Annotated in this window: 9 protein-coding genes; 2 read left to right on the top strand and 7 right to left on the bottom strand. The window is 58.8% G+C overall.

Going from position 1 to position 22322, the window contains the following annotated elements; translation table 11 throughout:
- Positions 1-3: 3 nt before the first annotated feature.
- The 4 genes from A936_RS12165 to smpB form a co-directional block, all read right to left on the bottom strand.
- Complete coding sequence (locus tag A936_RS12165) at positions 4-2211, bottom strand: type I secretion system permease/ATPase (RefSeq protein ID WP_008458188.1); 2208 nt, start codon at positions 2209-2211, stop codon at positions 4-6.
- Positions 2208-3614: a TolC family outer membrane protein gene (locus A936_RS12160; protein ID WP_008458187.1), complete on the bottom strand. Its 1407-nt coding sequence runs from the start codon at positions 3612-3614 to the stop codon at positions 2208-2210. Before A936_RS12160 ends, A936_RS12165 begins: the two co-directional genes overlap by 4 nt.
- 81 nt (positions 3615-3695) lie before the next feature.
- Positions 3696-16838, bottom strand: coding sequence for a BapA/Bap/LapF family large adhesin (locus A936_RS12155; protein ID WP_008458186.1), 13143 nt, complete (start codon positions 16836-16838; stop codon positions 3696-3698).
- Positions 16839-17625: 787 nt separating this feature from the next.
- The gene (smpB, locus tag A936_RS12150; RefSeq protein ID WP_008458185.1) at positions 17626-18108 is read right to left on the bottom strand and encodes an SsrA-binding protein SmpB; all 483 of its coding nucleotides are present in this window, start codon (positions 18106-18108) and stop codon (positions 17626-17628) included.
- Between the two features lie 153 nt (positions 18109-18261).
- Here smpB and A936_RS12145 point away from each other — a divergent pair, with 153 nt between their 5' ends.
- The gene (locus A936_RS12145; protein WP_008458184.1) at positions 18262-18699 is read left to right on the top strand and encodes a type II toxin-antitoxin system RatA family toxin; all 438 of its coding nucleotides are present in this window, start codon (positions 18262-18264) and stop codon (positions 18697-18699) included.
- Entirely contained in the window at positions 18689-18979 is a 291-nt protein-coding gene (locus A936_RS12140; protein WP_008458183.1) for an RnfH family protein, read from the top strand. The genes A936_RS12145 and A936_RS12140 overlap by 11 nt, the downstream gene beginning before the upstream one ends.
- 62 nt (positions 18980-19041) lie before the next feature.
- Here A936_RS12140 and bamE read toward each other — a convergent pair whose 3' ends face one another.
- The 3 genes from bamE to nadK form a co-directional block, all read right to left on the bottom strand.
- A complete protein-coding gene (gene bamE / locus A936_RS12135; protein WP_008458182.1) occupies positions 19042-19386 on the bottom strand; it encodes an outer membrane protein assembly factor BamE in 345 nt (114 codons plus the stop codon).
- A gap of 218 nt (positions 19387-19604) precedes the next feature.
- A complete protein-coding gene (gene recN, locus A936_RS12130; protein ID WP_008458180.1) occupies positions 19605-21266 on the bottom strand; it encodes a DNA repair protein RecN in 1662 nt (553 codons plus the stop codon).
- Positions 21267-21352: 86 nt separating this feature from the next.
- Complete coding sequence (gene nadK / locus A936_RS12125) at positions 21353-22231, bottom strand: NAD(+) kinase (RefSeq protein ID WP_008458177.1); 879 nt, start codon at positions 22229-22231, stop codon at positions 21353-21355.
- Between the last annotated feature and the right edge of the window lie 91 nt (positions 22232-22322).

Below are 22322 nucleotides of genomic sequence, written 5' to 3'. Positions count from 1 at the left end.
ACGTCATGCTGACTGGTTTTCATTGTTCCACTCCCGCGGTGGTGTCTGGGCGGCGGCCGGGGCCTGAGCCTGTGCCGGTCTTGCGGCGCCGAGCGCCTGCGCCTTCGGTGCATCCATTACCAGCTGGCCGTCTTTCAGCACCAGCACGCGCTCGACCAGTTCGAGCACCGGCACGCGGTGGGTGGCGACGACCAGCGTGCGATGCCCGAGCCACTGGTTCAGCCGCTGAATAAATTCCCGTTCGGTATGGTCGTCCAGCGAGGCGGTGGGCTCGTCGAGCAGCACGATGTTGGGCGAGCGCAGCAGCATCCGCGCCAGCAGGATCGACTGCCGCTGCCCGCCGGAAAGCCCGCTGCCGCCTTCCATGATCGGATGATCCAGGCCTTTGGGCAGGTGCTTCACGAAGTTGCTCGCGCCGCTCACGTCCAGCGCCTCGAAGATAGCCTCGTCGCTGGCGTGCGGCGCACCCAAGGTGAGGTTTTCCCGCAGCGTGCCGTAGAACAGCCGCGCGTTCTGGCTCAGGAAGCCGATGTTGCGGCGCAGATCCGCCATGTCGATTTGCGACATCGCGAGATCGTCGAGCCGGGCTTCGCCGCTGGCGAGATCGACCCCGCCGGCAAGCGCCTGCAGCAGCGTGGATTTCCCCGCGCCGTTGCGCCCGAGCACGGCAATGCGCTCGCCGCGCTGGATCTCAAGGCGGGCAATGCGCAGCGGAATGCGCGGATCTTCGCTGTGGTATTTGAACTGCGCGCTTTCAAACAGGTAGTGGCCGTGGAGGATGTCTTTATGGATCAGGTTTTCATCGCGCTGGGTTTCCACCGGCAGCTGCATGATGCTGTCCAGCCCCTGTTTGGCGGCTTTGACCTGCTGCCAGCGGGCGAGGACGCCGCACAGGTTGGCCATCGGGGCAATCATCCTTGAGGCCAGCATCGAGGCGGCGACCATGGCCCCGGTGGTCATTTCACCTTCAATTACCAGCGGCGCGCCGAACAGCACCACTACCACAAACACCAGGCTCTGAATGGTGATCCCCCAGCTGATTAAGCCCTGGGTGAGTTCGCGGGTTTTCAGACCGGATTCGGCGGTAATGCGGATGTAGCTGTTCCACTGCTGGAGGAAGCGGTTTTCCGCCTGCATCAGCTTGATGTCCTCCAGCCCCTGCACGCTTTCCACCAGCACGGCGTTGCGCAGGGTGGATTCGTGGGCGGCCTGGTTGGCCAGCGTGGCGAGCTTTTTCTGCAGCAGCAGGCCAGGCAGCACCATCACGATGGCGGCAACCGGCGCGATCCACGCCAGCTGCGGGGCAATGATCGCCAGCACCCCAACAAACAAGATAAAGAACGGCAGATCGACGATCGTCGAGATGGTTGAGGAGGTGATCATCTCGCGGATCTGCTCCAGCTCGCGCAGCTGAGAAATAAAGCTGCCGGTGGAGCGGGGCACGGCGCTGTTGCGCAGCCGCAGGGCGTGGCTAAAGACGCGATCCGAAATGCGCATGTCGGCCCGCTTGCCCAGCACGTCCATGATGTTGCTGCGCGTGACTTTCAGAATGAAGCCGAACACCACGGCGATCAGCACCCCGGTCGCCAGCACGTAGAGCGTCGGGTATGACTGAGCCGGGATCACCCGGTCGTATACCTGCATCGAGAACAGGATCCCGGCCAGCGACAGCACGTTCACCCAAAAAGCTGCCAGCATTACCGGGCCGTAAGGGCGAATGTCCAGCATGATCAGCTCTTTCATCCAGTCCGGGCTGAAGCGTGAGATATAGGCGTCGACGCGGCTGTCTTTCAGCGCCGAGAGCGGGCGCAGGGCGGCCACAAAGCGGATCTCCGGCAGCAGCTTGCTGAGCGACTGGCGGTTGGTGTGGCGTTCGTCGTCGAAGTAGCAAATATCCACGGTGTCTTCGCCGTCAAACTGCTCGAACACCGCGATCTGGCCGTTGGCTAAGTCCACCACCACCGGCAGCCGCCATTGGGATATCGCTTTTTCGGTGTTGCCCAGCATATGGAAGGACAGCCCGGCCTGGCGCGAAAGATGGGTCAGCGCGGCGACTTTAGTTTTGTCTTTGAACCATGGGGCGTTGGCCTGAATGGTGCCGGGGGAGCAAACCACGCGGTAGTGCCCGGCGACGTGACTGATGGCGTGGGCCCATTGGGTCAGGGCCTGTTCGCTTAAAAACTCCTCATTGGGAGAGGCTGTCTGGCTCATGGCTGAATCTCCAGGGACTGGATGTTGCGGTGTTCCAGACCAAATGCGGTGCGTAATTTGCCGGTGTTATACAGGCAGTTAAGCTGCAGTTGATGGAGCTGGCTCAGCGTTTGTTGTTGGGCGAAGCGCGCCTGGAAGACTTCCTGCTCGGCGTTGAGCACGTCCAGCAGCGGGCGGGAGCCCAGGTCGAGATACTGCTGTTGGTACAGCTCGCGGGTGCGGGCGCTCAGTTGTTCCTGGCGCTGCAGCACCTGGAGCGCGGTGGCGAGGCTAATGGCCTGGCTGCGGGATTCCAGCAGCTTCTGGCGCACGTCCAGCCGAACCCGGTCGATACCGGACTGCGCCGCTTCCAGCGCATGGCTGGCGGCGTTGCGGCGTGCCGTCAGGCCACCGCCCTGGTAAATCGGCATTTCGACGCGGATATACGCCGAGTATTGCGTGCGGTTCAGTACTTCGCTGCCGGAATAGTTGTTGTTCAGGTAGTGCTGCACGGACGGCTCCAGCGAGATGGTCGGCGTCATCTGCGAGTTGGCGTAGTCGAGGTTAGCCTGCGCCACGTTGGCCTGCGCCCAGGCGGCAAGGACAGCGGGCACCAGGCGGTCGTCCGGCTTCGCCACGTTACAGCTGTTATTCAGCTTCTGCGGAAAATCAGGGCTGACTTTGTTGAGGCTGGTCCAGCCAAGCTGACTCATCAGCGTCGCCTGGGTGCTGTCGAGGTTGGATTCATACTGGATCAGCTGCGAGCGGGCGGATTCGATACGCGCGTCGGTTTGCACCACGTCGGACATCGAGGTTGCGCCCTGGTCGTTCCGCTCCTGAGTCAGGCGGCCAATGGCGGTCAGCGCGTCCAGCTGTTCTTTGGCGATGTCGACCATTTGCTGCCAGAGCTGCACCTGCACCATCGCCGAGGCGGTGTCGTGCCCGACGGTGTCAATGCTCACCAGCACGTTGGCCTGGGCCTGGGCTTCCCCTGCGGTTTCCGCGCGGACCTGGCTTGCGACTTTGCCGAAGTCATAGAGCATCTGGGACAGAGAAAGCACCAGCGACGGGCTGTAGCCGCTGTTGGTGTAAGTATTGGTGTAGCCGTTGTTCATGCCGGCGCTGATCTGCGGGTAGTACTTCGATTTGGCGACGTTAATCTGTTCAGACTGGCTGGAGAGTTTGCCAATAGCTTCGCGAATGCTGGGGTGCCAGGTGACGGAGCGGTTGACCGCGTCGTTCAGCGTTAAGGTTCCGGGCGCAGGGGCATTCAGCGGGAGGGCAGTGGAGCCATCGAGTGAGGGCAGCTCTTGTTGTTGAGCCAGACCCTGAGTCGTAATAGAAGTAGGCGCGTCGTCGGCCCAGGCCTGGAGTGAAAACAGACCGCAAGCCAGCCATAACGCAACAGGCCGTAATTTTCCCATATTTTTTCCCTAATAAATGGCACTGCGTTTTTGTCTTATTCCCCGGGCGTCTGTGCGCCCGGGGATTTATCGCAACTACTATCAGGCAACAATGTGGTTGTTCTGGATCAGCTCATCGAGTGTGGTGTGCACGTTCTCCAAAGTGACAAGAGTGGTTGAGTGGTATGTGCCGGCGGTACCGTCACGGTCGATGGAAATCACCGTGTTGTTGCCGACGCTTGCCACGCTCAGGTAATTACCCAGCGATGAGGTCTGCCCGTTCCAGCCGACCAGCAGGTCGTGGATGTTGATCTGGTCCCCGTTGGCGAGCGAGAAATTCTTCCAGACGTCCGATCCGTTGCCGCCGGTGCCATCGGCCGAGCCGCCTGCAAGGACGTGGTACACCAGCGTATCGGCGTAGGCCGAAGAACCGGTGATAATGTCCCCATATGCGGTACTGACGATTTGCGGGTTCATGTTAATGGTCAGGGTGGCGGTGTCCGTATGCCCGTTCTGATCGTTCAGAGCGTAGGTAAAGACCTCTTTGTTGGTGATTGACCCCGGCGATACCCCCGGATTCAGGGTGTAGGTGTAGTCGCCGCCGATACCAATTTTCAGCGCGCCGTACTGCCCCTGTATCGTGGCCACCGCGTCGCTGTTGCTCATCGGGTTCAGCGTGGCCGAGCTGCCGTTGGCGCCGGTAATTGTCATCAGCGTATGCACGCTGCCAAGCTGGTCAGACGCACCTGCGGAGTCAGTCCCGTCGTACAGGTTGCCGTGTACGATGGTGCTTTGCGCCGTGAAGCTATCCAGCAGGTTTGACGTCCCGGTGACCGTTGGCGTGATGGTGATCGTGCCCAGCCCCAATGGCCCCATGTTCCCGACATAGCTCAGCGTCCAGGTGCCTGAGTGCAGATCTGTGATTGGAATGGTTGCCGTGCCGCCCAGCAGGGCGCTGCCGCTAAAGGTGCCGGTATAGGTGTGACCCTGGCCGTCGCTTAGCGTCCAGCTGACGGACAGTCCACCCAATACCAGACCGGAAGCCACTTTGAACACAATGTTGGCCCCGCTAAGCACGGTGTTATCCGCAATGTTAAAGGTGCCGCTGCCGTTGCCGTGGGTAGAGGCCAGCAGCGCCGTGTTCCAGGAGGCTGACCCAACGTTGGCGCTAGCGTAAGCCGCAGTGTTTTGCGTCGACGTGATAGCCATGATGGAGCTGATATCGTTCACGGCATCCACGGTATGCGGTGTGGCGGTGATGTTCAGCGACGCGGTACCGGTATCCCCGTTTGGCGCGGTCACGGTGTACACGAAGCTGTCTGGCGTATTGATGCTGTCAGCTCCCACGCCGGATTTCAGCGTGTAGGTGTAGTTGCCGTGGGCATCAATGGTCAGCGTCCCGAACTTACCGTTGATGGTGGTGGTACCGGTCGCGGAAACTGCCACGCCGTTCACCGCCGTCAGCAAGCTGCCTGCTGGCGCGACATCGTCCTGCATCACGTTCCCGGCAGTTGAGGCCGCCAGGCTGTCCACCGCGTAGGTATGATCCTGGAGGATATTCAGCGTGTAGCTGGTCAGCAGTGAGACACCGCTCGCGTTCATCAGCAGGAACAGGTAGTCCCCGCCGCCCAGGGTGACGGTCAACTGGCCTGAGGTGCCGCCCAACAGCGGAGCCGTTAGCCAGGTTTTCTGCACCTGGAACTGCTCGTATTGCTGGGTCGCCACGTTGAACTTGTAGATGTACAGGTCGAAGGTGGAGAGCAGCGCCACCCCGCCCACGCTGGCCTGCAGCGTCATGGTGCGCGTCGATCCGTCTGCGACATCAAACAGAATCGGGTTGCTCATGTTAGCCAACAGGTTGAGGTTGACCACATTCCCCAGACCGACGCTCAGCACCGACAGACCCGTTTGCTGTGAAGCCCCGTGGTCAACGGCGACAACATCGGTGCCGAAGGTCAGCGAACCGGTGTTATCCGTGGCGGTGACCGTACTGGCCGGGGCACCGTTGCCCAGGGTGACAATCAGCTGCGCAGAGTCGCTGATGCCATTTTGGGTAATGGTGTAGGTAAAGTTCTCGGTACGGCCCAGCACCGCGGCTGAGGTGTTGGTTAAGGTGTAGGTATAGCTGCCGTCCTGGTTGATATGCAGGGTGCCGTATTTACCCTGAATATCCAGTCCGCCAGCGCCAACCGTATGGGAGACGCCCTGGCCATCGGTAATAGCCGTGACCACGGTGCCGGTAGGGGCGTTGTCCACAGCCCCACCAGGACCCGGATCGGTAATGACGTTCCCGCTTGAGGTGGTGGTTCCGCTGACCACGCCGGCGCTGGTCTGCTCGACGGTCACCGCAAGGTTGGTCGCTGCACCTGTTGCCAGCAGGCTGGTGTTGTAGCCCAGCACGCGGTATTGCCCTTCGCCCAGTCCGTCAAGGTTCAGGGTAACGCCGGTAGCGCCCAGGGTCAGCAGGTTCAGGAACTGCGGCAGTGAAGAGTCGACAACCGTCGTCCAGGAGTTAGTGGTCGCGTCAAATTTCTGAATAGCGATTTCCAGCGTATTCAGCAATGACAGTACCACGCCGGTGGCGGCGGCATTAATGGTGATATGCCCCGTTGCTCCGCTGCCGATGGTGAAGCCGACCTGGGCGGTATTGCTGCCCAGAACCGACGCCACGTTCCCCAGCGCGCCAATCAGTAGGTTGCCATAGCCACTGTAGTGCGAGGTGGTGATGTCTGCGTTGCTGGTCAGCGCCAGATCGACCACGTTGCTGCTGGCCGAAAGTGGCAGAATCGGCGCGGTGATCGAGAGCGATGGAGAGACGTTACCCGCCGCATCCGCGGCAGATATTGACAGCGACTGCCCTTCAATCTGGCGAGTCGGCAGGGTGATGCTGAACGCGCCGGACGCATTCGCCGTGCCGGTGACGGTGATCCCGCCCGGCAGCGTGATGGTTACGGTGCTGTTAGCTTCCGCGACGCCAGTGATCGTCGACCCGTCTGCGCTGATAACCCCGGTTGGGATCAGCGGTGGAATAGTATCGACAATCACCGAGGTCGGCAGAGACGCCCCGCCCGTCCCGTTGGCGTTGGTTGCTGTGGCGGTAAAGGCGTGCACGCCATCACCCAGCGCACCGGTTGGGGTAAACGTCCAGACGCCGCTCGCGTTGGCGGTGACCGTCCCCAGCAGCGCACCGTTGTCGTAGATCTTGACGGTGGCGTTGGCTTCGGCGGTGCCGTTGATCGTCGGCTGGGTGTCATTGGTGCTCTGCCCGTTGCCCACCACGCCGGTTTTCGGCAGAACATCGTCCACGATGCTGGTGATCACCGGCAGCCCTGGCACACCGGTAAACGGTGCGGTGAAGCTGGCGGAAACGCCGATGTTCCCGGCGGCATCCTGAGCGAAGGCCAGCAGCGGCTGGGCGCTGGTTTGCGCAGGGGAGAGCGTAATGCTGAAGTTCCCGTTGCCGTCAGCCTGAGCCGTACCCAGAACGGTACCCGTCGCCGAGGTAACGGTCACTTTGCTGTTGGCTTCCGCAACGCCGGTAACAACTGTACCAGTGGCGTTGACCGTCAGACCTGTTGGCGCCAGCGGCGGGACGGTATCGACAATAATACCGGCCGGTACGGACGGAACGCTGACGTTACCCGCCGCATCCGTTGCGGTGACGGTGAACGAGTGGTTGCCCTGAAGCAGAGGCAGCGTTGGCGTGAACGTCCAGACGCCGCTGCCGTTTGCCGTTGTGGTACCCAGCAGCACGCCGTTATCAAAGATATTGACCGTGGCGTTGGCTTCGGCGGTCCCGTTCAGGGTTGGGCGTGTATCGTCCGTTGGCTGGTTGTTACCTACCGGGCCAGTGATCGGGCCGACATCATCTACCACAGAGGTTATCGCAGGCTGGTTAGGCGCCACGGTATCCACCACGATGGTGAAGCCTGCCGTTGGGCTACTGATTACGCCTGCACCGTTGGTCGCGGTGATGGTAAAGGTATGCGAGCCGTTTGCCAGCGCGGTCGGCGGGGTAAAGACCCAAACGCCCAAGGCGTTAGCCGACACGGTGCCAATCAGGTTGCCGCCATCGTAAATCTTGATGGTGCTGTTGGCATCTGCCGTTCCGTTCAGGGTTGGGCGTGCATCGTTAGTGGCCTGGCCGCTGGTTAATGGCCCGACCGTGCCACCGGCGACATCGTCCACCACAGAGGTCAGCACCGGCGTATTCGACACGCCGCTGGCGATGGTCAGGGTAAAGCCAGCCGAAGGTACGCTGGTGTTGCCTGCCGCATCGGTCGCGGTGACGGTGAATACGTGCTGGCCGAGAGGCAGCGCGGTCCCAGGCGTGAAGGTCCATGCTCCCAGGGCACTGGTCGTTACGGTGCCAATCAGGTTGCCATTATCGTAAATATTAATGGTGGAGTTAGCTTCCGCTGTCCCGCTGAGAGCTGGCTGAGTGTCGTCCGTTGTCTGTCCGCTCACCAATGGCCCCTGAACCGGACCAACGTCATCGAAGGCCTGAACCACAATCGGCTGAGTAGGCGCAATGGTATCCACCACCACGTTAAACGGTGTTGACGGCAGGCTGACGTTGCCCGCAGCGTCCGTCGCGGTCACGGTCAGCGCATGGCCGCCGTTAATCAGTGCGGTGCCAGGCCTGAAGCTCCACGCCCCGCCAGCATCTGCCTGGACGGTGCCAAGCAGAACGCCGTTGTCGTACACGCTGACGGTAGCATTGCCCTCAGCGGTACCGGTCAGCACCGGACGGGTGTCGTCGGTGACCTGGCCGTTAGACAAGTTGCCGACGATTGGGCCGACGGCATCCGCCACGGTGCTGATGACCGGCGCGTTCGGAGCAATAGTATCCACCGTCAGCGCAAAGCCACTGGACGGATTACTGACGTTGCCGGCTGCATCGGTCGCGGTGACGGTTAACGTATGGGCGCCATTGCCGAGTGCCGCCACCGGCGTCAGGCTCCATGCCCCGGAACCGTTGGCAAGGGTGGTGCCGATCAGGTTGCCATCGCTGTAAACTTTAATAATGGCGCCAGCTTCCGCCGTTCCGCTCAGGGAAGGGCGGGTTTCGTTGGTGGCCTGGCCGTTGGTGATTGGCCCCAGAACCGGCGCGGTATTGTCCAGCACGGTGACGATCACCGGTGGGTTCGGGGCGACAGAGTCAATATTCACGCCAAACGAAGCCGCGTTACTGACGTTGCCAGCGGCATCCGTCGCCGTGACGTTCAGGGTATGTGTCCCTTGGCCCAGCGGTGCGGACGGGGTGAATGTCCAGGCGCCCAGCGCATCCGCCTGGGTGGTTCCCAGCACGTTATTGCCGTCTTTCACCGTGATGGTGGCGTTGGCTTCCGCCGTGCCGCTCAGGGTTGGCTGAGTGTCCTTCGTCAACTGGCCGTTGATCAGCGGCAGGTTAGTGCCCGGCTGAGTCTGGTCGTCGATGACCGAAAGAATGACTGGCACTACAGGCGGCACGGTATCGACCACCACGTTGAACCCTGTGCTTGGGCCGCTGACGTTGCCTGCCGCATCCATGGCGGTCACGGTGATGTTATGGCTGCCATCCAGTAGCGGAACCGTTGGGGTAAAGCTCCAGTTCCCACCCACCGGTACCGTTACGGTGCCGATCACGACGTTTCCGTCCTTGAAGGTCAGCGTGGTCCCGGCCTCGGCTGTACCGCTGAAGGTTGGCGTATTGTCGTTAGTCGGCTGGCCGGAGATGACTGGCTGCGATGTGACATCGTTGATGACGGTTGATATCACCGGTGCTGTTGGGGCGACAGTATCCACATTGACCACAAAGCCGGTGGACGGCAGGCTGACGTTCCCGGCGGCGTCTGTCGCCGTGACGGTCAGGGTGTGAGAACCCTCGCCAAGGTTAGTGCCTGGCGTAAAGGTCCAGATGCCGAGGGCATTCGCGGTGACGGTACCGATGATGGTGCCGTTATCGAGAATGTTCACCGTGCTGCCAGCTTCCGCCGTGCCGCTCAGGGTTGGCGTTGGGTCGTTCGTGGCCTGGCCATTGGTCAACGGCCCGACTACGCCGCCTACTACATCGTCTACCACGGAGACAATCACCGGCTGGGCTGGTGGCGTGGTGTCGACAATGATGGTGTAGAGCGGAGACAGGCCGCTCGTCTCAAGACCGACGGTCTGGCTGACGGCAAAGGTATGCGGGCCTTGAGTCAGCGGGGTGGTGAGCTGATACGTCCATGTGCCGCCGGCGCCGACGGGCACAGAAGTGAACAGCACGCCATCAATGTAAACATGCACGACACCGCCCGCGGAGGCACCTGAACCACTCAGGGTAGGTAAAGTATCATCGGTCGATTTCCCGTTGCCGACGTTACCGGTTATGGCGCCCACGTTATCGTCTACCAGATCGATGGTTGGCGGATGCGGCAGGATGGAGCTGGTTGCGGTGAAGTTAATGCCCGCGCTTTGGTTACCCGCTGGATCCTGAGCAATAGCCGTCAGGGTTGCGCCGGTGGTTTGAGCCGGTGACATCGTAACGGTCCAGGTACCCAAAATCGGGTCAGCCACGCCGGTGCCCAGCACGTTGCCGCTGGAGTCTTTGATGATAACCGTTGCCCCCGGTTCAGCGGTACCGGCTACAAGCGTACCGGTAGGGTCGGTGATCGGCAGCACCACAGGGTTTGGTGGCGGAGTGGTATCGACGTTAATCACAATTGGCACAGAAGGCCCCACGCTGTTGCCTACGTCATCCACCGCTTTGATGGTAATGCTGTGTGCACCTTCCGGCAGCACGGAAGTGGTGATACTCCATGTGCCATTGGCGGCCACGACACCGGTACCCAGAATCGTCGTGCCATTGGTGTCGTACAGCGTGATTGTGCTGCCGACTTTGCCGGTACCGGTAAAGGTTGGCGTGGTGTCATCGGTGAAGCTGCCGTTGACCAGCGGGGTCTGGATCGGGCCCACGTTATCAATGATTTCCACGACGACCGGCGCGGTGAGCGGCACGGTATCGACGGTCAGTACATAATCGGTGGATGGCCCGCTGACGTTCCCGGCTTTATCGGTTTGTTCGGCGGTGATGGTATTCACGCCGTTGTTGAGTGCGGTATTCGGCGTAATGGTCCAGTTACCCGAGCCATCCACTACCGCAGAGCCTATCGCCGTGCTGCCGTTGTAAAGCGTGACGGTCGCGCCGATTTCACCCGTGCCGTGGAACACCGGCTTCGTGTCATCGGTAATGCCGTTGGTAATTGGCCCGGTCACCGGACCCACGCCGTCATCTACGGTACCGATAGTCGGTGCCGCCGGCGGCGTTGTGTCTACGGTGATCGCGATCGGGGCTGACGGCAGGCTGATGTTGCCCGCCGGATCGGTCACCTGGACGGTAATGTTGTAGGTCGTTTCGGTAAACGGCGTTGACGGGGTCACGCTCCAGGTCCCGTCGGAGCGCACGGTGGCGGTGCCTATCAGGTCGTTCCCGTTGTTGTAGACGTTGATGGTTGAGCCCGCGATGCCGGTCCCGCTAAAGGTTGGCGTGGTGTCATTGGTACTGCCGCCCGGAGCGACGGGACCGACCACCGGAGGCACATTATCGGTCACGACTGGTGCCGCTGGCTGAGCCGGAGGCGTCGCGTAAACCGAGAGCGTGAAGCCAGAAGAAGGCATCCCCGTGTTGCCCGCCGGATCCGTTGCCACGGTAGTAAACACGTGCGTCCCGCTGCCCAGCGGTGAGGTTGGGGTGATTGTCCAGCTCCCGGTCGCGTCTACGGTGGCCGTGCCAATTGGCGTTGTCCCCCCGTCGACGTACAGGGTAATAGTGGCCCCAATTTCACCTTTGCCTGAGAACACGGGTTCCGTACTTTGGGTACTGCCGCCGTTAATCAGCGGAGTCTGCGTGTTTGCGACGTTACCCAGCGCCCCGTCGATGGAAGGCGCTCCCGGCGGAGTCGTATCGATAATAACAATCTGGGTTGCGGCATTACTGGTATTCCCGGCGGCATCGGTCACGTACACATTGATGGTGTGCGAACCTTCGCTTAGCGGCTGGGTTGGCGTAAACGTCCATGCGCCGCTGCCGTTTGCCGTCACGGTGCCGATCAGCGTGTTGCCATCGTAAATATTCACGACTGCGTTAGCCCCGGCGGTGCCGCTGATAACCGGTTTGGTATCGTCGGTAGAGGTGCCCGGCAGGACTGGCCCGGTGACGCTCCCGACGGTATCCAGAATTTCGCCAATCACCGGCGTGGCCGGCAGCGTAGTAATCAGATTGATGTCCCACGCCGGGGAATGTGCGGTGACGTTGCCTGCGGCATCCGAAGCCGTGACCGTAAAGGAATGTGGCCCGTCCAGCAGCGGCGTGGTTGGCGTAAATGTCCAGGTGCCGTTGCCGTTAACGGTGGTGGTGCCCAGGACGTCCAGTCCGTCGTAAACCGTGATGATAGATCCCGGTTCGCCGCTGCCGCTCAGGGTTGGCGTCGGATCGTTGGTGGCGCCGTTATTGCTGACCGGCCCGGTCACGGTGCCCACATCGTCATACACCTGGGTAATCGTTGGGGCGGTAGGGGCGATGGAGTCTACGTTGATGTTAAAGGCGGCGCTCGGCTGGCTGACGTTGCCTGCGGCATCGGTGGCGGTCACCGTCAGGCTATGCAGGCCCTGGCCAATAGAGGTGGTCGGCGTAAAGGTCCAGGCTCCGCTGCCGTTGGCGCTGACCGTGCCGATCAGCGTCCCGTTGTCGTAAATCTTCACGGTTGAGTTAGCTTCAGCCGTACCGGAGATCGTCGGTTTATCGTCGTTAGTCAGATCGCCGTTGTTCAGGTTACCGGTATGCTCAGGCACATTGTCGACCACGGAACCGATGATCGGCATATTCGGTGGGGTGATATCCGGGGCGGTGACCGGGGCGTTCGGGCCGATATTCCCTGCGGCATCCGTGGCGTTCACTTCCACCAGCTGGCCGTTCGCCTGCGGGGTTGTCAGGGTGATGCTAAAGCTGCCATCCGGTCCGGCAACGGCCTGGCCCAACGGATTGCCCAGCGCGTCGGTCACTTTCACCGTGCTGCCAGCCTCGGCTTTACCGGTCAGTACCGAGCCGTCTTCATTGAAGGTGAGGTTGGTCGGCAGCGCAGGCGGCGTATGATCCTGGGCAATGACGGCGGCAGGCGTACTGACGTTGTTCGCGGCGTCCGTCGCGGTGACCATCAGCGTCTGGCCGTTTAGCTGCGGTGGCGTGAGCGGGGAAATATCAAATGTGCCCGTGCCGCTGGCGATACCAACGCCAATCACATTGCCGTTACCGTCCCAGACGGTGACGGTACTGTTCGGTTCGGCGGTACCGGTCACATGCAGGCCATCAGCGCTCACGGCCAGCCCGGTTGGGGCATTCGGTGGCGTGTGATCCGGGGCAGGAATAGCGGCACCAGGGCCAGTGTTACCCGCCGCGTCGGTCGCTTTGGCGGTTAAGATCTCCCCGTTAAGCTGAGGTGGGTTGAGCGTCACGCTGAAGTGACCGGTACCGTCCGCCGTGGCCGTACCGAGCACGGTGCCGCTGGCGTTTGTGATGGTGACCTTGCTGTTGGCTTCTGCTGTCCCGGTGAGCGTTGTCCCGTCGTTAGAGACGGCCAGTCCGGTGGGCAGTATCGGAGGCGTGGTATCCACGACGACGCCAAACGGTGAGGATATCCCGCTGGTGCCGTTAGTATTCGTGGCCGAAAGCGTAAAGTTGTGGGGGCCATCAAGCAGCGGCAGGAGAGGAGTGAAGCTCCAGTTGCCACCCGCATCAGCCAGGGTGGCACCAATGAATAAGCCATTGTCGAAAATAGTGATAGTCGATCCCGCCTCGGCGGTGCCTTTCAGGGTCGGACGGTTGTCATCCGTTGGTTGACCGTTCGTCAGCGGCCCCTGGATCGGGCCGACATCGTCAGTGACCGAAATCAGAACCGGAATGGTCGGGAAGCCGGAGTTTGACGCCGGGAAGGTGGTATCCGGCCCCATGTTACCCGCCGCATCCTGCACCTGGGCAGTCAGCGTGCCGCCATGCGTTTGGGCCGGGGTGAGGGTCAGGGTGAAGTGCCCGGTTTGGTCAATTTGTGCCGTACCCAGTAGCACGCCGTTTGGACCGACAATTTTCACGGTGTCACCGGCCTCACCTGTCCCGGTCACGGTTGTGCCGTCCTGGCTCACGGTGTCAATGGTGACCGCCACCGGTGGAAGGGTGTCCACTGTGAAGGTTGGGCCGACGGTCACGCTACTGATGTTGCCCGCGAGGTCGGTCTGCTGCAGCGTAATCGCGTGCGGGCCATCGGCCAGGGCGATAGAAGGCGTAAAGCTCCATTTGCCGTCGCTACCCACGGTAACCTGCCCAATGGGCAGGCCATTATCAAAGATAGTCAGTGTACTGCCTGCTTCCCCGGTGCCGCTGAAGGCCGGTTTATTATCATCGGTAATACCGTTGTTGCCGATAGGGCCGGTGATAGAGCCGACCGTGTCGAGGATCTGATCGAGTACCGGCGGATTCACGACGGTATCGACAATGACGGTGTAGGACGTGGAGCTTCCGCTATCGCCGCGAATATTCGAGGCCGTGGCGGTGAAGCTATGCGGGCCGTCGGGCAGATTGGCGACGGGGGTAAAGGTCCAGATCCCCCCCACGAGCACGATGGTGGTGCCGATCTCTACGCCATTATCAAAGATATGAATCGTCTCGCCGACGACGCCTGTCCCCTGCAGGGTTGGGGTCTGATCGTTGGTTGGCTGATTGTTGGGTACGGTGCCAACGATCGGCGGGACGTCATCAATGATGGTGGTAATCACAGGGATGGTCGGCAGCGGGAAGAACGGCGCGGTGGCTTCTCCCGGCGGGCTGACGTTGCCTGCTGCATCGGTAGCCGTGACCTGGAGGTGACTGCCGTCAAGCTGCGGCGTGGTCAGGGTGATGCTGAATACGCCAGTAATAGGCGCAGCGGTACCGGTACCAATCACGTTCCCGTTCGCATCTTTGATGGTGACGGTGCTGCCTGCCTCGGCAATCCCCGTCACTATGTCGCCATTAGCGCTGACAAGCAGGCCGGTCGGTTCGGAAGGCGCGGCGGTATCTACAGTCACGGTATAGCTGACTGACGTGCCGCTGTCTCCCCGAACGTTAGATGCCATAGCGGTGAAAATGTAGGCGTTATCCACCAGCGGTGTGGTTGGCGTAAAGCTCCAGGTGCCGTCCAGGCCGACCTTAGTGGTACCGATCTCACTCCCGTTGGCATAGATATGAATGGTGTCCCCGGCTTGTCCACTCCCCTGCAGGGTTGGCGTGTTGTCGTTGGTTGACTGCCCGTTCCCTACGTTACCGGTGACTGGCGCGACGTCGTCAAGAACGCCGGTAATCACCGGCAATACCGGCGGGAGTACGTCCGGCGCGGTCACGTTGGCCGGAGGACTGTTGTTGCCCGCCGGATCGGTGACGACCACGGTCAGTGTCTCACCGTCTACCTGCGGCGTGGTCAGGGTGATGCTGATGTTGCCATTGTTATCGGCAGTACCTGACCCGACGACTACGCCGTTCGGGTCTTTGATGGTTATTGTGCTGCCCGCTTCGGCATGACCGGTAACGATTTCCCCATCCGGGCTAACGGCCAGACCGGTTGCCGGCCCCGGAGGAGCGGTGTCAATGGTGACGGTATACGCCGGGGATGGGGCGGTTTCGCCCCTTTCGTTACTCGCCGTGGCAGTAAACACATGGGAGCCGTCGGCCAGCGCGCTACCCGGGGTAAAGCTCCAGGTTCCGCCGGCGCCTACCACGACCGTCCCAATCTGTACCCCGTTATCGTAGATGTGAATGGTCGTGCCAGCCTGGCCGGTGCCGTTCAGCGTGGGAGTATTGTCGTTGGTTGGGGAGTTATTGCCTACGTTGCCGCCGTTAGGCGCACCCGGGTTATCGTTAATTACGCCGGTGATAGCTGGCTCATCCGGCAGCGGGATATTCGGTGCGGTAATGGTGGCACCAGGACTGCTATTACCTGAGGGATCGGTCGCCGTGACGGTCAGTATTTCGCCGGTTATCTGCGGGGTGGTCAAAGTAATAGTGAAGCTGCCGTCGGTGCCCGCCGTGCCAGTGCCTATCACGTTGCCATTGGCATCTTTTACCGTAACTGTGGATCCTGCTTCAGCATGGCCGGTCAGGGTATCACCGTCTGGGCTAACGGCCAGATCGGTTGCAGCCGCAGGTGGCACGGTGTCAATGGTGATGGTATAGGCCGGAGAGGTTGCGCTTTCGCCCCTTTCATTTGTCGCCGTGACGGTGAAAGAGTGGGTGCCGTCAGCCAAGGCAGTGCCTGGCGTGAAGCTCCAGGTCCCATTGGCGCCGACCACAACGGTGCCAATCTGCACGCCGTTGTCGTAAATATGCACCGTGGTACCGGCCTGACCGGTGCCGTTCAGCGTTGGCGTGTTGTCATTGGTTGGTGAGTTATTGCCGATATTACCGCCGTTAGGCGCATTCGGATGATCGTTCGTGATACCTGTAATGCCAGGTTCGTCAGGCAGCGGAATAGTCGGTGTGGTAATAGTGGCGCCTGGACCAGTGTTGCCAGAAGGATCTGTTGCCGTGACGGTCAGCGTTTCGCCTGTTATCTGTGGCGAGGTGAGGGTGATGGTGAAACTGCCGTCGGTGCCAGCAGTACCGGTGCCAATAACGTTGCCACTGGCATCTTTTACCGTGACCGTGGAGCCCGCTTCGGCATTACCGGTAACGGTTCTGCCGTCTGCGGAGACGGCAAGGCCGGTAGGTGCCGGCGGTGGAGTAACGTCTGGTCTGCCAGGATTGCCTGGGTTGGTTCCGCTGTCAGAGTGCCCGCCGCCGCCGCTAGAGGCGGCAGCAATGGCACCGCCTGCGGCAACGGCCAGCCCGCCCAGCACCCACGGCCAGAGGGCGCCGCCTTCGGCATGTGCGCCGGTGGCGGTCATGATCGCGTCAATATTGGCAATTTGCTCATAGTGAGCTGCGGTTTCTGGATCCTGAACCCACCAAAGCACGCCGTCATGGCCTTCCAACACTAGCTGGTTGCCACCCTGATCGGCAAAGGCGTAGTAGTTTTTGATGGTAATGGTTTCGCCGGAATGGAGTTTGATCACCAGATCCTGGCCTGAACGCGTGTAGCTGGCGACCTCTTCACGTTCAATTTTTAGCTCGACAATTGAAGGGCCTTTTAAGGTGATTTCAGAGGCTTCGACGTTGTTTTTAACGCCGGTTAATTTAGAGATAATTAAAATTGAACGCATTGTTATCACTCCATTCGCGATGAACGTGGTGGTAGTCAGTTGCCCGGCGTAATGTGTTGATTACCGAAAGCAAAATTTTTAGGTGTAAAAGGCCCTTCGCGATGTATTGGCGAAAAAAGGCCTGTATCAAAAAATTGATGACAGTGATTGTTAATAAACAGGGCGTTTCCGGTGCGGAATCGAAATTAGTTAATTCTCAGGGTCATAGGCTCGTCGTTTATTAAATAGAGACTATTGATGATATAGACAGGAAAAAATGAAAGCGCAACTTAAGCCATATTTAACACTATGTAAGTCACTCTAAAGTACCAGTGAACGTAGCGGGATCACCCAAACGGCTGAAGCTAGTTTCCATGGTGTATGTCAGGTGCCGTTGTGCTTATTGCATTGAAAGATTTAAGATAAGTTTTAGCCGTGTTTTTGTATTATCCCGGATGAATTGAGACTTCAGGCATAAAAATCCCTGAGTCTGAAAGGGATATAGTGCCTTTTTTGGTGGGTTATTTTGTTTTGTAAAGAAGAAAGGTATGGAAGAAATTATCTATTTTGTGAAGTGTATATAGATGGTCGCTGAGGCAGGAAATATTATATATCTATGAGTTTGTGGTTTTCAGTGGGGAAGATAATTGTGAAGGAAAGTAGCATATATTATTTAGTGTCGCTTAACTCATTCAGATGCTCTAATATTTGACTGCGCAATAATAGCTGATAATTAAAATTGCGTGTGTTTTTTTATACTGGCTCTTCAGAAGAAGAGCCAGTGGAGTGCGGGGCTGAAAGAATCGCCTTAACGGCCGGCGTTTTTCATGATGCGGGCTTTATCTACAGCCCATTCGCGATCCTTCGCATCGGAACGCTTATCATGCTGCTTCTTACCTTTCGCTACGCCGATTTTCACTTTGCACCAGGCGTTCTTCCAGTAGAGGGACAGGGCGACGATGGTATAACCGTCGCGGCTGACGCTACCGAACAGGTTGTCCAGCTCGCGCTGGTTAAGCAGCAGTTTGCGGGTACGGGTAGGATCGCAGACGACGTGGCTGGAGGCGACGGTCAGCGGCGTGAAGTTGGCGCCAAACAGATAAGCTTCGCCATCTTTAAAGATAACGTAGCTGTCGCCGATGTTTGCCTTCCCGGCACGTAATGATTTTACTTCCCAGCCTTGCAGCGCGAGACCCGCTTCAATCTCATCTTCGATAAAGTATTCGTGGCGGGCACGCTTGTTTAGCGCAATGGTGGCTGAGCCTGGTTTGTGTGCTTTTTTCTTAGTCATAGTGCTGCTCAGTATATGTAATCCAGGAGTTCAAAGACACCCCGCGGCCTGCGCGAGGAGGAAGCGCTTATCTTAGCATGAGCGGCAGAGAGTTTTTGTTTGCGCGGTGATAAATGTTATTATTTGTCCGATTTATGACTCCCAGGAATTGTTATGCCGCAGATTAGCCGTACTGCTTTGGTGCCCTACAGCGCCGAGCAGATGTACCAGTTAGTGAACGACGTGAATTCGTACCCGGAATTTTTACCTGGCTGCACCGGTAGCCGGGTGATTGACGCATCGGCTAATCAGATGACGGCGGCGGTCGACGTTTCAAAAGCCGGGATCAGCAAAACCTTTACTACCCGAAATACCCTGACCGACAATCAGAGCATCCTGATGCATCTGGTGGATGGCCCCTTCAAAAAGCTGATGGGTGGCTGGAAGTTCACGCCGCTCAGTGAAGATGCCTGCCGGATTGAGTTCCAGCTTGATTTCGAATTTACCAATAAGCTTATTGAGCTGGCCTTTGGCCGTATCTTTAAAGAGCTTGCCGGCAGCATGGTTCAGGCATTCACTACCCGCGCCAAAGAGGTTTACCGTGCCGCGTGAGATTCAGGTTGAGGTGGTTTATGCCCTGCCGCAAAAACAATACCTGCGCCAGGTTAAGCTTGAGGAAGGCTGCACGGTTGAGCAGGCGATTGTCGCCTCTGGCCTCCTTGAACTTCGTGACGATATCGATCTGACGAAAAACAAAGTCGGTGTTTACAGCCGCCCGGTAAAGCTGGGGGATAAAGTGAATGACGGCGATCGGGTTGAGATTTACCGGCCGCTAATTGCCGACCCGAAAGAATTACGTCGCCAGCGTGCGGAACGTTCTGCCCAGAAATAATTCTGTGTGAAAGTGACAAAAAAAGGTGCCTGAGGCACCTTTTTTTATGCATCGATCCAGCCTTATTCCCCTTTGGTCAGGGCCGGTTTGTTGTCGATGTTGGTCAGCACGCCGCTGCTGTTAAAGGTCAGGGTCAGCGTCTGCTGAGTCACGTTCTCGTGGCCCGGCTGCTGGCGGAAGACATAGAACCAGGTATTGGTGCCGAACGGATCGGACATCATTGGCGTCCCTAGGGTGTAGGCCACCTGTTGTTGGGTCATGCCCACGCGGAGTTTGGACACATCATTAGGTGCCAGATAGTTACCCTGGTTGATGTCTGGGCGGTAAACCACTCGCTCCAGAGTGGAACAGCCTGCGGTCAACATCAGAAGAACCGCTGCGGCAGCAGTCAGCATTTTACAACGCATAGTGATTTGATTCCTTTTCGGGCCGGAGTAGTGCGTGGCTCATTCGTATTATGCCGATGATAATAGACCTTTAAGCAGTTTAAAACCTCAAGGCGCTCAACTCTGACAGTGGGAGCATAAAAAAGTTGGTTGAAAAGGTGGCAGAAAGTCGGATTAGCGAGTGGGGTGGGTGTTTTTTGCACAATGCACGGCGCAGGATACACCGTGCATTGTAAGCCTCAGGCGGCCAGCAGCTCTTTGGCATTGGCCAGCGTGTTGCGTGTCACTTCACTGCCGCCGAGAAGACGAGCAAGCTCCTGTAGGCGAGAACGTTTGTCCAGCGGCTGCATATGCGTTTCGGTCATTTCCCCGTCGGTTTCTTTGCTGACGAAGAAATGGTGGTGACCGCAGCCGGCAACCTGCGGCAGGTGAGTGACGCACATCACCTGAGTAGACTCGCCTAGCTGACGCAACAGTTTACCCACCACCGCGGCGGTCGGGCCGCTGATCCCCACGTCGACTTCATCGAAGATCAGCGCCGGTGTTTCCATTTTACGGGCGGTGATCACCTGAATCGCCAGCGCGATGCGAGAAAGCTCGCCGCCCGAGGCCACTTTTGCCAGCGGCTGCAGCGGCTGCCCTGGGTTGGTGCTGACGCGGAAATCAATGCGGTCAGCGCCTTCAGCGGTGAGGTGGTTTTCGTTAAATTCGACGTCAATGGCGAGCTTTCCGTGCGGCATGGAGAGCGAATGCATGCTTTCCGTAATCAACTGGCACAGTTCATTGGCATGTTTGGCCCGGCTTTGGTGCAGCGCCTGCGCCACGGCAAGCGCCTGCTGATGATGCTGGGCAACGGCCTGCAGCAACGCTTCCAGCGACCCGGTTTGCTCATCCAGTAACTGCTGTTCATCCAGCAACTTCTGGTGGAAATCGGGTAGCTCTTCAGGCGTGATGTGGTGCTTACGTGCCAGAGAGATCTGACGAGAAATACGCTGTTCCAGTTCATAAAGACGGTTTGGATCCAAATCCAGACGATCGCAGTAATGGCGTAGTTCGTCGCTGGCTTCGGAAATCTGAATGGCGGCTTCTTCCAGCATATCCAGTACGCCAGAGAGCTTGTTATCCATGCCCACCAGTTCACCCACGAGGTGGCGCACGGTATAAAGCTGACTTTGTAGATTGCTTTCTTCCCCGTCGGCCAGCACGTCCAGCGCCTGCTGGCTGGTGGAGAGCAGCTGGCCGCTGTTGGCGAGGCGCCTGTACTCTTCATCAATCAGTTCGAATTCACCGGCAACGGGAGAAAACTCATTCAGCTCTTTGAGCTGGTAGTGAAGCAGTTCGGCTTTGGCTGAACGCTCCTGAGCCAGTTGCTGATGCTGCGCCAGAGTACGGCAGCTTTGGTGCCATTCGCGGTAGCGTTCTGCCATTTGTTGAATCAGCGCCTGCTCGCCGGCATAGCCGTCCAGAAGTGTTTTTTGATGCTCGGGCTTGAGCAACAGCTGGTGGGCGTGCTGGCCATGAATCTGGATAAGCAACTGACCGAGATCGCGCAGTTGGGAAAGGGGCACGGCGGTACCGTTGATAAAGCCCCGGGAGCGGCCATCGCTGCTGATCACGCGGCGAAGCAGGCATTCGCTGCCGTCTTCCAGCTGGTTTTCTTCCAGCCAACGTAGCGCAGCCGGGGTGTCTTTCAGGGAAAAGCGGGCGCAGAGATCCGCGCGATTTGCACCTGAACGCACCATATCCGCTTCCGCGCGACCGCCCAGGCACAGGCCCAGCGCATCTATGGCAATAGATTTACCGGCACCGGTTTCCCCGGTAATGGCCGTCATCCCGTGATGAAAGTCTATTTCAAGTTCACGAACGATAGCGAAATTGCTGATGGTGAGTTGAGCGAGCATGACCACTCTCCTGTATGAAAAATCATAACTGTGTTTTCATACAGTATAAACTGGTTTTATATACAGTAAAGTGGCCAGGTGGTTTTTTAGAACAATTTTTTTGACCAGCCGAGTTTCGAACTTAATGTGTTGAAATAGCTGTAGTCTTTCGGGTGAATCAGATTGAGGTGGTAGTCGCAGCGGCGAATGAGTACGTCTTCACCTTCCTGAATAGGCAAAGCAATCTGGCTGTCGCAGCTGATTTCAAGGTCACTTCGCATATGGGAAAAACGCAGGCGAATGGTGCTGCTGCTGTTGATCACCAGCGGGCGCGCAGACAGCGTATGCGGGAACATCGGCACCAGCGTAATAGCATCCAGCGAAGGCGTAAGAATCGGGCCGCCAGCGGAAAGCGAGTAGGCGGTCGAGCCGGTCGGCGTGGAGATAATCAGCCCGTCAGAGCGCTGTGAAAACGCAAAGATTTCGTCGATATAGACTTCGAACTCAATCATATGCGCGACTTTACCGGGGTGAAGCACCACTTCGTTTATCGCTGTACTGAGGCGCGTAGGCGTATCATGCTGACAGACCTGGGCTTCGAGCAGGAAGCGGCGTTCGGTGATGTAATGCCCTTCAAGAACGTCCGCCAACTGCTGCTGGGCATTGTCCGGGTCAAGGTCGGTCAGGAAACCCAGGTTGCCACGGTTGATGCCAATGACTTTTATGTCATAGCGAGCAAGCACCCGAGCGGCGCCCAGCATATTGCCATCCCCGCCGACGACCACGGCCAAATCAGCCTGCTGGCCTATCTCCGCCAGCGTGCCGGTTTTCACCTGCTTGAGGTTTAGCTCCTGGGCGATTTGCTGTTCCACCATCACTTCATAGCCTTTGGCGCACAGCCAGCGATAGAGCATTTCATGCGTGGTCAGAGCGGTGGGGTGACGCGGATGCCCGACAATACCGATGCAGTTGAAATGTTTGTTCATTATCCTGGTGGTCCTTATTCGCAGACGTTCCTGCGACAATATGACAGGTTCCCTTGAAACCCTGAAACTGATCCCCATAATAAGCGAAGCA

The sequence above is a fragment of the Enterobacter sp. Ag1 genome (genome assembly GCA_000277545.1).
In the GTDB taxonomy this organism is placed as follows: Bacteria; Pseudomonadota; Gammaproteobacteria; order Enterobacterales; family Enterobacteriaceae; genus Cedecea.
Note: the sequence above shows the minus strand (reverse complement) of the source record. Positions and strands in the feature narration are given on the sequence as shown.